The organism is Treponema sp. SP13 (genome assembly GCF_050938355.1).
Classification (GTDB): Bacteria; Spirochaetota; Spirochaetia; order Treponematales; family Treponemataceae; genus Treponema_D; species Treponema_D socranskii.
Window position 1 is genome coordinate 506,673 of record NZ_JADOVM010000001.1, and the last position, 12,758, is coordinate 519,430.

At 49.5% G+C, this 12,758-nt stretch carries 13 protein-coding genes; 8 read left to right on the top strand and 5 right to left on the bottom strand.

All coding sequences use genetic code 11. From position 1 onward, the window contains the following. Positions 1–15: 15 nt before the first annotated feature. Entirely contained in the window at positions 16–534 is a 519-nt protein-coding gene (locus IZU26_RS02245) for a flavodoxin (protein ID WP_433276435.1), read from the bottom strand. A gap of 17 nt (positions 535–551) precedes the next feature. Continuing rightward, positions 552–1,187: a flavodoxin gene (locus tag IZU26_RS02250; RefSeq protein WP_433276437.1), complete on the bottom strand. Its 636-nt coding sequence runs from the start codon at positions 1,185–1,187 to the stop codon at positions 552–554. Positions 1,188–1,303: 116 nt separating this feature from the next. On the opposite strand from IZU26_RS02250, the gene IZU26_RS02255 reads away from it, so the two are divergent. Both IZU26_RS02255 and IZU26_RS02260 read left to right on the top strand, forming a co-directional pair. Then, a complete protein-coding gene (locus tag IZU26_RS02255; protein WP_433276438.1) occupies positions 1,304–2,170 on the top strand; it encodes a LysR family transcriptional regulator in 867 nt (288 codons plus the stop codon). A 179-nt stretch (positions 2,171–2,349) separates the two neighbouring features. Beyond that, positions 2,350–3,336 (top strand): carbohydrate kinase family protein, encoded by a 987-nt coding sequence (locus IZU26_RS02260; RefSeq protein WP_433276440.1) that lies wholly within the window; start codon positions 2,350–2,352, stop codon positions 3,334–3,336. A gap of 123 nt (positions 3,337–3,459) precedes the next feature. Here the strand turns inward: IZU26_RS02260 and IZU26_RS02265 are convergent, their stop codons facing one another. After that, positions 3,460–3,723 (bottom strand): BrnA antitoxin family protein, encoded by a 264-nt coding sequence (locus tag IZU26_RS02265; RefSeq protein WP_021330727.1) that lies wholly within the window; start codon positions 3,721–3,723, stop codon positions 3,460–3,462. Continuing rightward, positions 3,689–4,003, bottom strand: a complete 315-nt coding sequence (locus IZU26_RS02270) for a BrnT family toxin (RefSeq protein ID WP_433276442.1) — start codon at positions 4,001–4,003, stop codon at positions 3,689–3,691. The genes IZU26_RS02265 and IZU26_RS02270 overlap by 35 nt, the downstream gene beginning before the upstream one ends. A gap of 143 nt (positions 4,004–4,146) precedes the next feature. Here IZU26_RS02270 and IZU26_RS02275 point away from each other — a divergent pair, with 143 nt between their 5' ends. The 6 genes from IZU26_RS02275 to IZU26_RS02300 all read left to right on the top strand — a co-directional run bounded on the left by IZU26_RS02275 (position 4,147) and on the right by IZU26_RS02300 (position 11,577). Then, positions 4,147–4,704: a 2'-5' RNA ligase family protein gene (locus IZU26_RS02275; RefSeq protein ID WP_433276995.1), complete on the top strand. Its 558-nt coding sequence runs from the start codon at positions 4,147–4,149 to the stop codon at positions 4,702–4,704. 62 nt (positions 4,705–4,766) lie between these two features. Further along, positions 4,767–7,574 carry a DNA polymerase I gene (gene polA, locus IZU26_RS02280; RefSeq protein ID WP_433276444.1) on the top strand — a complete coding sequence of 936 codons (2,808 nt, stop codon included), beginning with the start codon at positions 4,767–4,769 and terminating at the stop codon, positions 7,572–7,574. Further along, complete coding sequence (coaE, locus tag IZU26_RS02285) at positions 7,571–8,182, top strand: dephospho-CoA kinase (protein ID WP_433276445.1); 612 nt, start codon at positions 7,571–7,573, stop codon at positions 8,180–8,182. The genes polA and coaE overlap by 4 nt, the downstream gene beginning before the upstream one ends. Positions 8,183–8,824: 642 nt before the next feature. Beyond that, the gene (locus tag IZU26_RS02290) at positions 8,825–8,956 is read left to right on the top strand and encodes a hypothetical protein (protein WP_433276447.1); all 132 of its coding nucleotides are present in this window, start codon (positions 8,825–8,827) and stop codon (positions 8,954–8,956) included. Between the two features lie 335 nt (positions 8,957–9,291). Further along, entirely contained in the window at positions 9,292–10,239 is a 948-nt protein-coding gene (locus IZU26_RS02295) for a formylglycine-generating enzyme family protein (protein WP_187383660.1), read from the top strand. Between the two features lie 375 nt (positions 10,240–10,614). Continuing rightward, positions 10,615–11,577 carry an SPOR domain-containing protein gene (locus tag IZU26_RS02300; protein WP_433276449.1) on the top strand — a complete coding sequence of 321 codons (963 nt, stop codon included), beginning with the start codon at positions 10,615–10,617 and terminating at the stop codon, positions 11,575–11,577. 83 nt (positions 11,578–11,660) lie between these two features. On the opposite strand, the gene IZU26_RS02305 is transcribed toward IZU26_RS02300, so the two are convergent. Continuing rightward, complete coding sequence (locus IZU26_RS02305; protein ID WP_433276451.1) at positions 11,661–12,686, bottom strand: tRNA dihydrouridine synthase; 1,026 nt, start codon at positions 12,684–12,686, stop codon at positions 11,661–11,663. Between the last annotated feature and the right edge of the window lie 72 nt (positions 12,687–12,758).

The window sequence follows — 12,758 nt, forward strand, 5'->3', positions numbered from 1 at the left end:
GCCTCCTTCTCAATTTTACACGCCGTTTGCACTAAGCCATTTCTTTATCGCCGCTTCCGAGGATGCGCAGGACGAACCGGTTATTGCAAGACCCCGTGATACGGCTGCAGCAGGGCACAGTTTTTTAATGTCGCTTTCGCTGCGTCCCATCCCGCTTCCTTCGTGTGTGCAAAAGGGCAATATCTTTTTTCCGCTAAAATCTGCGCTTTCCAAAAATGTAAACACCGCTTGCGGCATAGTTCCCCACCAGCACGGATATCCTAGCACAATGGTATCATAGCCGCTGAGATCGGGAAGCGTACCGCGCAGTTCGGGACGGGCATTCGTTCTTCCCTCCTCCGCGGCGATATCCGTACACTGCTTGTAGTTTACCGGATAGTCTTTTACGGTACGAATTTCAAACAAATCGCCGCCGACTGCTTTTTGAGCAAACTCTGCAGCAACCGCTGTGTTGCCTTTACTAATGGAACGGATTTGTCCTCCAAAGTAATTTTCTCCCGTATGGGAAAAATATGCGATTAATGTCTTTGCCATCGTTTCCTCCAAAGAACTTATTTCAATTTAATGCCGTCAATCCACTTGAGCGTATCACGCTTGGCTGCCACTTGCGAGTTTTGAGCCGTCTGACCGCTCATTGCAAAACCGTTCAGAACCGTTGCCCGCGGACATTTCGAAGCAATCGTTTTTACCGTATTTGAAAGCCCGCTCCCGGCATGGGTACAAAACGGAATAATTGTTTTACCTGAAAAATCGTTGCTTTCCAAAAACGTATATACAGCCATCGGTAAGTCACCCCACCAGTTTGGGTAACCTAAAAAGATAATATCATAGTCTTTTAAATTACCGATTTGCTCCGCAAGCGCGGGACGAGCTTTCTTCTTTTGTTCTTCTAAAGCGACATTAGTACATTCCCGGTAATTTTTAGGATAGGGGGTAACAGTCCTGATCTGAAAGCTATCTACCTTCAAATAATCTGCAATATATTCGGCGATAATCTGCGTATTGCCTTTTTCGACGAATCCGACGCCGTAGTTCTCATCTGCACGGGAAAAATACGCAACTAAAATCTTTGCATCCTTTTTTGCTCCGGAAAGAGCCGCTTGTGCAGATGCCACTGATGTACTGTTCTGCCCGGCAAAGGGCACCATGGTCAACAGACCGAATAAAAATAAAACACTTCTTTTCATCGCTTGCCTCCTTAGCATGTTTGGTTGTTTACAATCTACCAAACAGATCAAACTATGTACAATAAAAGTTTTGCAAGGCACTATATCGGAAGTGCATAGTGAGATATACTATACCTATGGAACTTTATCAGTTGCAACAGCTTGTGGCATTTGCGAAATACGGAACGCTTTCTAAAGCGGCGGAGATGGTGCACACGTCTCAGCCTGCTTTAAGCCGCTCTATGCAGAATTTGGAAGCCGAGCTTGGGGTAGCGCTTTTTAGCCGTACTAAAAATCATATTGCACTTACCGAGGTAGGTGTCCTTGCAGCACAGCACGCACACGTTGTTGTTTCTGCACATGATAATATGATTGGTGCTGTTCGAGAAGCAGACCGCAGACTGCGCAGTTTTTCTTTCGGATCGATTGCGCCCGCTCCGATGTGGGAATTGACATCGATTGCGCGAAAACTTTTCGAAGGCAAAACCGTGAGCGCCGATTTAGAGGAAACCGAAGCCCCTCTCATCCGCAGCCTTAACGAAGGCGCGTATAATTTGATTATCCTGCTCCGCCCTCTTGGAGAAACTGACTCCGGCGGCAAGCCGCGCTATCGAAACATTCCTTTTATACGCGAAAACCTTTTTGTGCTTTTGCCTTCAACGCACCGTCTTGCAAAGCGGAAAACGCTGCAGCTGAAAGACCTTGCAGGCGAAAAAATTCTCATACACAACAAAATCGGCTTTTGGTATTCGGTATGCAAACGGAAAATACCGGGCGCGGTATTTTTAGAACAGAGCGAACTTTCCGCTCTGCGCGAAATCGTGAGTGCGAGCGAATTACCTTCATTCAGAACAAACGTTACGAACAGTCTTGATTCCATTCCTTCCGATAAAATCGCGATTCGCCTGTCGGATCCGGAGGTGAACGTGCGGTTTTGGTGCATATGCTTGACTGAAAAAGAAGCCGAATACGCACCCTTGTTTGACGCGATGGAAAAAAGATAAAAAATATGAGAAAATAAAAACGATTCAAAGAAGGAGAGCGAAGACACGGCTAAAAAATTGTTATGCACGCTTTTATTGCCGGAAATCCGATCGCTCTTTTATGCGGAAACGGCGCAGGATTATTACGATAAACCGGCAATAAAAAATTCAAACGCGGAACAACAAGTACGGGAGAAATTATGAAACGATTCGACGTTACGGCAATCGGTGAAATACTTATCGACTTTACGCCTGCAGGCAAATCGAAAAACGGCAGAACGCTGTTCGAAGAAAATCCGGGAGGCGCTCCGGCAAATGCCGCAGCAGCTGCCGCAAAGCTCGGCGCGCGAGCCGCTTTTATCGGAAAGATCGGAAACGACGCATTCGGGCGCGATGCGAAAGCGGCGCTCGAAAACTGCGGTGTCTGTACGGGAGCGATGAAGACGGATCCCGATCGGCACACGACGCTCGCTTTCGTGTCGCTTTCTTCTTCCGGCGAGCGATCGTTTTCGTTTGCGCGCTCGGACGGCGCCGACATCAATCTGTCTGCCGATGACATCGATGAAAAATTAATAAACGACAGCACGTTTTTACATATCGGTTCGCTTTCGTGTACTGACGAACCTTCTCTTTCGGCGACACACAAAGCGATCGACACAGCAAAAAACAGGAGAACCTTCATCTCATACGATCCGAACTGGAGAGAACCGCTGTGGAGAAGCAAAAAAGAGGGTATTGAAACGATGCGCTCGCTTTTTAAATATGCCGATTTTGTTAAAATCGCCGACAACGAACTTGCGCTCATGTACGGAGAAAACACGCCGATCGCCGCACAGGAGATCCTCGACGAAGGTGCAAAGCTCGTCTGTGTAACGCTCGGCAAAGACGGCGTCTTCTATAAGACGCAAGCGTACGAAGGCATCGTATCGATCCCGCAATACAATATCGAAGTGCGCGATACGACGGGCGCAGGCGATGCTTTTACCGGCGCGCTTCTCTATCGGCTGACTCGGCGCGAAAATCCGTTTTCGTTTACCGAAGACGAACTCGAGCGCGATCTGCACTTTGCAAATGCCGCCGCAACGCTCTGCGTGTCGCGATACGGTGCGATCCCCGCATTGGCGTCTCTTTCCGAAACGGAAAAGCTCCTCGCTTCTTTTCCCGACATCAGCGGCAAGCAGCCGTGATCCACGCAAAGAGCTCTGCGAGATCGTAATCGCCCGAATGCGTCTTATCCCACGGATACGCGAAGTCTACGGAAAATCCGGCGGCTTCAAGCTTTGCTGCGCGGTAAACGGTTTCGGCGCTTTTTAAATAAGCCCTTTCGAAACGGCTGTACGCAAAAACGAGTTTAATTTCGTTTGCCAGCCTTTACCGTTTTTTTTCAAATTTTCCAACACATCGACGTCAATCCTGATGCTCATAACTTTTTTTTGCGGCTTCCATAAATCACGGTCTAAAAGATGGCAGGGCTTCATTTGCTTGAGCTGCGCATTCGTCAGTTTGGGGCAATCTGAAAAATCCTTATTCTTAAATTTTTTAATTTCTTCCGAGCGTTTTTTGGATATTGCCATAATATTTTATCTCCTCTTTCGATACGGCCGGCCGTGCAGACACAATCCGTATTTTTTCTCGCCTATCGACATAAACGACAACACAAATAATAGCGCTCTCGATATCACCCAAAACGATATATCTGTCCTCGTCTATCATCGAATTCTTATTGTCATAAAATTCAATCGAATTCGGATCCTTAAAAATTTCAGACGCTTCTTCAAAAGTCAATCCGTGTTTTTCTTTATTTATTCGATCTTTTTCACTATCCCATTCAAATCGACCCTTGGTTACCGTCATGCTCTCCTCTGCTATATAATATATAATTGTATTACATTTCTGTCAATACTTTAAACGTTTGCCATATTTTTAAGTACCATTGTCCTGTACACGAATCTCCGGTACTATCCGCATTTATAAAAATACGTTATACCGTATATGTGATGATTCGACAAACGCATTTTATCGGCGTGCTCATTCCCGAAAACCTCCTCGTTCCGCTTGAAGCGTGCCGCGCTTGGATGAGAGCGCGCTGCGGCTGCAAAAGCGGACAGGGCACACCCCTGCATATAACGCTTGTGCCGCCGTTTTACCTCGACGAAAACTTTTCCGAACGCACTTTGTTCGAAGCGCTCGCCGAAGCGGCATCCGCGTGGGGCGTAAAAAGACAAACGCTTTGCTGCGCGGTAAACGGTTTCGGAGCTTTTTCTTCGCGGACGATCTTTGCACACGTCGAACCGTCAAGCCAATGGACGGCTCTCCGCACTCTCGTCTACGATTCCCTTTTAGCAAAATGTCCGGGAACGGCAAAGCGAGATGCGCGAACTTTTGTACCGCATATCACCCTTGCGAACCGCGACATACCGCCCGGCGCGATCGAAGATGCGCTTTCGTATTTCGATTCGCTCGATCTGCACGAAAGTTTCGACGTACAATCAATAACGCTCTTTGCCATGAGAGACGGAACATGGACGGAACGCGAAACATTTGACCTGTACTGAAGTACATAAATCTTATCCCCGCGCGAGTTGAAAACCGTTTTCGCCCGTGCTAAAATGGGGCTATGCAGGAATTCAACGACGACACCATCTATATCCTCGATTCGTACGGGCTCATCTACCGCTGTTATTTTGCGTTTATTTCGCGGCCGCTGACAAACAGCCGCGGGGAAAACATTTCCGCGCTTTTCGGTTTTTTCAGAAATCTGCACGCGGTGTTTACACACTACAGGCCGCGCTGCATCGCCGCGGCTTTCGATTCGCGCACGCCGACGTTCCGCCACGAAATGTACGATGAATACAAAGCCACCCGCGCAAAAACGCCGGACGATCTGCACGCACAGATTCCGTGGATCGAAGACATTCTCGCATCTCTCGGCATTCCGATCCTGCAGTGCGACGGCTACGAAGCCGACGATATCATCGCGACGGTTGCGGCAAAGGCGGCGGCAAGCGGGCGTACATGCCGCATCCTTTCGAGCGACAAAGATTTGATGCAGCTTGTAAACGGCACGACGCAGATTTTAAAACCCGACACCGCCCTTGTTTGGAAAGCGATCGATTCCAACGGCGTTAAAGCCGAATGGGGCGTCCTTCCCGAACAAATGCTCGATCTGCTTTCGCTCATCGGAGACGCATCGGACAACGTGCCGGGCGTAAAAGGCGTCGGACCGAAAACCGCGTGCAAATACATCGACGCGTACGGAAACCTCGACAACATTTTCGCACATGCGGATGAAATAAAGGGAGCCGCGGGTGAAAAGCTGCGGGCGGGAAAAGACGACGCATATTTTTCACAAAAATTAATAAAATTATGTTACGATGTGCCGTGCGTAAAAAGTCTCGAAGATGCGATTCCTCCCATTTCGTTCGATTTCAATGCCGCCGCGGAAAAGCTTTCATTTTACGAAGCGCTTACCGTCGCAAAATCCTATGCCGCTCTCGCAGCGGAAAACGGAAAGGCGCAATACGAATCTTCCGAACAGGGACCCGATACGGAAGACGTTCCGATGCTCAAGCCGCTTACAAAAAACAAAGGCGAATACCGCGCCGTAACCGACATCGAAGATCTCAAAAAAATCGTCGACGGCATTATCGCATCGAAAGAAAAATGCGCCGCCTTCGACTGCGAAACGGACAGCCTCGACACGATGAGCGCTTCTCTTGTCGGCTTTTCGCTGTGCACGATACCCGGCAAAGCAGTCTACGTTCCGCTTGTACTCACCGACGCGCTTTTTTCAGGCCCGCTCATTTCAAAGCAGGATGCGCTTGCGCAAATCGCACGGCTTTTTACCGACAAAGACATCACCGTCGTCATGCACAACGGCAAATTCGATTACGAAGTGCTTCGCACGAACGGCATCGCACTCAAAGGCGGAGAGTATCCCTCCCCTTCGTGCAAAATCGCCGACACGATGGTCGCCGCGTGGCTGCTCGATCCGGATAAAACGGGAGGCGCTTCATACGCGCTCGAATATCTTGCGGAAAAAAATCTCTCGCTTTCGGGAATCGAATACGACGATATCGTACCCAAAGGAGGAAGCTTTGCCGATGTGCCGCTCGATAAAGCCGCCGACTACGGTGCCGAAGACGCCGATTTTACGCTGCAGCTTTGGCATCTTTTCCGCGAACGGCTTGAAAAAAATAAATTATTAAATTTATTTACCGACGTCGAAATGAAGCTGCTTCCTATCCTCGCGGAAATGGAACTGCGCGGCATCCACGTAAATACAAAAGCGCTCGACAAATACGACGCCGAACTCACCGGTGAAATCGAAACGGTGCAAAAAGAAATATACGAAATCGTCGGACACGAATTCAATATCGCTTCTCCGAAACAGCTGCAGGAAATTTTATTCGAAGAATTGAAATTGCCGCACGGTAAAAAGACGAAAACCGGTTATTCGACGGACACGACGGTGCTCGAAGAACTTTCGGCTTATCATCCGGTGCCGCAAAAAATTCTCACATACCGCGAAAAGACAAAGCTGCAGTCGACCTACGTCGAAGCGCTGCCGAAACTCTGCGATAGAAACAAACGCTTGCACACGAACTATATGCAGACGGGAACGGCGACCGGGCGGCTTTCATCGCGCGATCCGAACTTGCAAAACATTCCGGTGCGGAACGAAGACGGCAGGAGAATTCGTTCAGCCTTTACTGCTTTGCCGAATACGCATCTCATTTCGGCAGACTATTCGCAGATCGAACTCGTCGTCCTCGCACACCTGTCGGGCGACAAAAACATGTGCAAAGCGTTCAGCGAGGGCGTCGATATCCACCGCGCAACGGCATCACTTTTATTTTCGACGCCTCCGGAAAAAGTTACGGCGGACGAAAGGAGAGTCGCAAAGACGATCAATTTCGGCATCATCTACGGCATGAGCGCGTTCCGACTCGCGCGCGATTTGGGTATTTCACGAACGCAGGCCGCTTCGTTTATCGAAAATTATTTTACGCAGTATTCGTCGATCAGACGTTTTATCGATTCGACGATTTCGTTTGCCGAAACGCACGGATACGTCGAAACGATTTTCGGACGGAAGCGGAAAATTATCAATATTAATTCGAAAAACAAAACGGAAAAAGCAGCAGCCGAACGCATCGCGGTAAATACGCCCGTACAGGGAAGCGCGGCGGATATCGTAAAACAGGCGATGCTCGACGTGGACTGGTCGCTCCGAAAAGAAAAAAACGGCGCACGCCTTTTGCTCCAAGTACACGACGAACTCATCTTCGAATGCCCGTCGGAAAAATCCGTCCTCGATGCGACGATCGACATGATACGCAATAAAATGGAAGGCGCGGTAAAGCTTTCGGTTCCGCTCCGCGTTTCGATCGAAGCGGGCAAAAACTGGGGAACCTTTCATTGATCATCTGCATTACGGGCCCCATGGCGGCGGGAAAAAATGCGGCGGCGAAGCTGCTTGAAAAGCGCGGCTGGCTCTGCATCGACGCGGATGCCCTCGTCCACGAGGCGATAGAGAGCGAAGCCGATAAAATCATCCGTACCTTTTCGCAGGATGCACAAAAACGCGGTATCGATATCGTGCGTTCGGATGGAAGCGTCGACAGGCGCTCGCTCGGGAAGCTCGTCTTTTCCGATGCGTCGCTGCTTGCAAAACAGGAAGCGATCGTCTATCCCGCAATCGAAAAATGCGCGATGCAAAAAATCGATTCGCATGAGGCGAAAAACATCGCGCTCAACGCGGCCGTACTCTACAAAACGCCGACTCTCATGCGCTTGTGCCGCGCGATCCTCTACGTCGAAGCGCCCCTTTTGGTACGTCTTTTACGTGCAAAAAAACGCGACGGAGATGCCGTACACGCGATCTGCAAACGATTTCGTGCCCAGCGCGGTTTGTACCGAAGTTACGAACAAACCGGTATACCCATCGTCAAGGTGCGCAATGCTTTATCCCTTTCCGCCCTCGAACGAAATACGGAAAAAGCGCTGCGGCGTATCGAAGGTTTAAATTGAACGTCTGAAATAGCGCCGTTCAATTTAACTTCGAGTTTTCTTTTGAAAACTCGCGGATATACGTGTGCGCTCACGCGCACTGATGCGGCAGTTTCGGAAGTTGACACTTCCTGCAATGTCGCATTTATAGGAAGGTTTAAATTGAACGTCTGAAATAGCGCCGTTCAATTTAACTTCAAGTTTTCTTTTGAAAACTCGCGGATATACGTGTGCGCTCACGCGCACTGATGCGGCAGTTTCGGAAGTTGACACTTCCTGCAATGTCGCATTTATAGGAAGGTTTAAATTGAACGTCTGAAATAGCGCGTCTCGTTTAACCGTTCGGTTATTGAGATAACGCGGGTTAGAAAGCCGCTACAGTATATATCGTTTACAAAGTGATACATTACGCGCTTTTTTATGAAAGAATAATAGGGATTTCGTTCAATGTACGGCACGGTGTCGTATCGTCTCCGTTAAAAATTGGAAAACCGTTTACAAAATTGATTTCCGTGTTAACGTGGTGAATTTCCTTGCACATTTTCGTATTATGCCGTATACTGAAGCTATGAGAGAGTATAGGCTGTATCTTTTCTCCGCTTTCCGAGTATGCACGGGCATTCGTACATCTTGCAGCAGGGTGCTTGACATAGTCGCGCGGGCTTGGCAAAATTCTCCGCATCTCCGCATCTCCGCATCTCCGCATCTCCGCATCTCCGCATCTCCGCATCTCCGCATCTCCGCATCTCCGCATCTCCGCATCTCCGCATCTCCGCATCTCCGCATCTCCGCTAGAGGCGTTTCCCGCTCATCCGCCGCATACCCGTCCGTATATGACGGACACACACTATACACATCGCACAAAAACGCACGAAGGGCGCATTGCTTTCCGCGCGTTTTTTTATATCCGCACCGTCATACGTTTAAAGGCACGCCTTGCACAACACACGATAACGTGGAGCGGTAAATTTTAGCACGAAAATTTGTGTTCGATTCGATGTATTTTCGAAGCATCGTTCGAAACAAATTTCGGATGTCTTGGATTGGGACAGATCAATTCAATCGGAAACGGAACATTGCGTATTGCTGACGACGTTTACCGATCAGAGATTACCATTTGGAGGACTGCAATGGAACAATCTAACACTAAAAATGCTTTGCGCGGAGCCGCGTCGCCCGCCATAGCCGCACTGCTTGCCGCAGCGCTGATCTTTGTAAGCTGTTCGAACGGCAGCGGCTCAGGCGGCGGCTCAGGACTTGACGATAAAACCTACAAAGCAGGCAGCGTAAAATTTGTAATGAAAGGCATAGAGGCCGTAACGGACGGAACTGTCGGCCACACGGGTGATGCAGGCACTAACAAACCGCATAAAGTAAGCCTTTCTTCTTATTATATCGGAGAAACCGAAGTAACGCAAAATTTGTGGCAGGCTGTGATGGAGAATATGCCGAGTCATTTTGGCGACGAGCCTGACGGATCGGAAGTGCAGTCACAGCGGCCGGTAGAAAACGTAGACTGGTTCGACTGCATTGCGTTTTGCAATGAGCTTACCCAAAAGGTAAACGGCGGTGACGATGCAAAATGCGTATATTACATCGATAAAGATTATACAACCGTATACACAATAGTCGATGCATACTCAGAGGCCGTGCCTTTTATGGATATGAGTAAAAAAGGCTTTCGCCTGCCTACCGACGCCGAATGGGAATGGGCGGCGAAGGGCGGCACTGACAACCGATGGGCAGGAACGGATAGCGAAGCTGAGCTCTCAAATTATGCATGGTATAGCGCCAACAGCACTGGTAAAACGCACCAGATAAAAATGAAATTACCGAACGGTTTCGGTCTCTGCGACATGACCGGGAACGTATCGGAGTGGTGCTGGGATTGGTACCACGCCCTTTCAGCCGCCGATTTGCCGCTCGATTATGCCGGCCCTGAAAGCGGCACTAATCGTGTCGTTCACGGCGGTTCTTATAAGTACAATGAGTATAGCGCCACCAGAGCGTATCGGAGTCCTTTTCTTCCTGATAAAACCGAGGACACGAGAGGCTTACGCGTAGTGTGCAGACCGTAATGCAATAGGGGCTGTCGAAAAAGCAAGCGTCTTTTGAGACAGCCCGTTTCCATCGGTTTTGCACATCAACTGAATAGTGAGTTTTGAAAGCAAATAGAAGTGCACAAAGACACTTTCCGGCTGCATAACAAAACGGCCGGAAGCGTGCGCGATACGGCGCAACAGCGGGAAACTCGCGTGCGACTTTGTGCGTTCAGCTTACAGAAGCGGCGTTTAAAAAGCATAACCGTTCCTTAGCTACTACTTTCATCATTGCCATTCGATCTATAAATAAATCGCTTAATTATATTTTTCTCGTGCCGATACTTACAGTAGAGTAGTATACTTCTAAAAACTGCAGTTTTTAGAGGTTCCCGATACTCACAGGGGAAAATCATGGAACAAAAAGGTACTTTATGGATCATCGCCGCAGTCGGCATATTTTTGCTCGCTGTCCTCTTGCCGGCAATCATCCTTTTTAAGCCCGATACGCACAAAGTACAGATGACGGCGCCGATCGCCAAACCTTCGTCGGGCGGTTGGGTCGCGACAGGAACATCTTCTCCTGCCGGCAGCGCTTCCGAAAACGGAACAGCTAAAGGCGATGTACCTGCAGATAAAATCGACTCCGAAAATCAGGCAAAATCGGAAGCCGGGGAAACGCAAAGTACGGAACGAAACGCGATGCAGGTGGGAGATATGACCGTCTTCGCGCAAAATGCGACCGTATACGGCATTGAAAATCCCCGAAATACGCAGAGCGCTCCGGACGGATCCACGCTGATCGATTTAAATGCGCTCCGATCGAGCGACACTTTTCCGAGCGATACCGTTACGCCGAAAAACGAAACGAGCGCCAAATCGATGGAGACTGCAAGACAAACATCCCGCACCCCGCAGAGCGAACAAACGCAATATTCCGCAGCGGAATCTCGAAGCGCGGCGGTAAAAGTTCCGGTGAAAAAACCGTCATCCGAACCGAAAACGGCGGTGACGAAAAATAACGCTTCGAAAGGAAACACGGCAAAAAAATCCGTTACGCCGAAAGCGACACAAAAAAATACCGCGGCAAAACCGAAAGCAAAAACGAGTGCGGGAAAAACGCAGTATTGGGTGCAGGCAGCTTCGTTTGCAAATAAAAACGGCGCCGATGCGGCACGGAGCGTTCTCGACGAGAACAAAATTCCCGCCGATGTGTTTACGTACAAAGACGGTAAAGGAAAAGTGTTTTACCGCGTGAGGATAGGTCCCTACGTGACGAAAAGCGAAGCCGAATACTGGCGGACGCGGGTCGCGCAGATAAACGATTTCAAATCGGGAGAAAGCTATATCACGCAGACTTCTTCTGCAACGGATTGAAGTAACCTCGCTGAACACGGAATCCGTCGGCAAAGGCTTCCGTGATTTCATGATACGAACGCACAGCCTGCGCCCATAAATTATCAATCACTCACCAGCGCATTGCCGCCGTAAGCGCTCTTTGCGTTTCCCACATACAGCAATACGTCGTCAGCCTGCTTTTGAAAATAATCGCGGATACGGGCGCGGGCATCGCCGGTGTCTTTTGCGTTTTGCATCTGCGTTTGGAAATAGTGCGCAAACGAAAAACCGCGGCAGTAATACGCGAAAAAACGCTGCATACGGGTTTTCCAAAATTCTTTCGGCTGATATTTTTCAAGCATATCGATAAAATCGAGGGCAAGCTTTTCGCAGTCGATCACCGCATCGAAGCTTTCGTGCCGCAAATCCGCTGCAAGTTCGGCAAAAAGCCAGGGTTTTTCGATCCCTCCCCGCGCGATCATAATGCCCGAAGCGTGAGGAGAGGTGCGCAGGGCATCGCGCATCGACGGCACATCCCGTACGCCGCCGTTCAAAACGACGGAAACCCCTTCTTTCGCATATCGCAGGGCAAGGCGTTCGACGTATTCCCATCTGAGAGGAGATCGGTATTTTTCTTTGCTCGTGCGCGGATGCAATGCAAAAAGCGTTACGCCTTCGGCAACGAGCATATCGCACAACGAAAAAAAACGCTCGTCGGTAAAATGTTCGTCGCCGAGTCGGAGTTTCACCGAAAGCCTCTTTCCCGAAGGCAAAAGCGCCTCTTTTACGCTTCGCACCATAGCGCGAGTTTCGGAAGCATCTTTCGAAAGCCACGCCGCACCCGCACCGCTTTTAACGATGTCCGGAGCCGAGCATCCCATATTGATATCGATCCCGATTCCCGGAAGCTCGGCGAGCATGGAAGCGGCTTCCGCAAGGTGTTCGGCTTTCCGTCCGGTGATCTGCCACACCGTTTTTTCAGGTGCAGGGTCGGGAATGACATAGTATTTTTCAAAAGGGCCGCCGTTGACAAAGGTAGCCGCGTTTATCATTTCGGAATAATATTCGTCGCAGCCGCCGAAGCGGTCGACGAGGGTGCGGAACGCCGCATGCGTAACCGTCGCGACGGGCGCGCAGATCAATTTCATAGCGCTACTATATCACGTATTAAAAATCGGTAAAAGCTCGCTGCAATCGACGCGGAAAACTTCGCGCTCAGC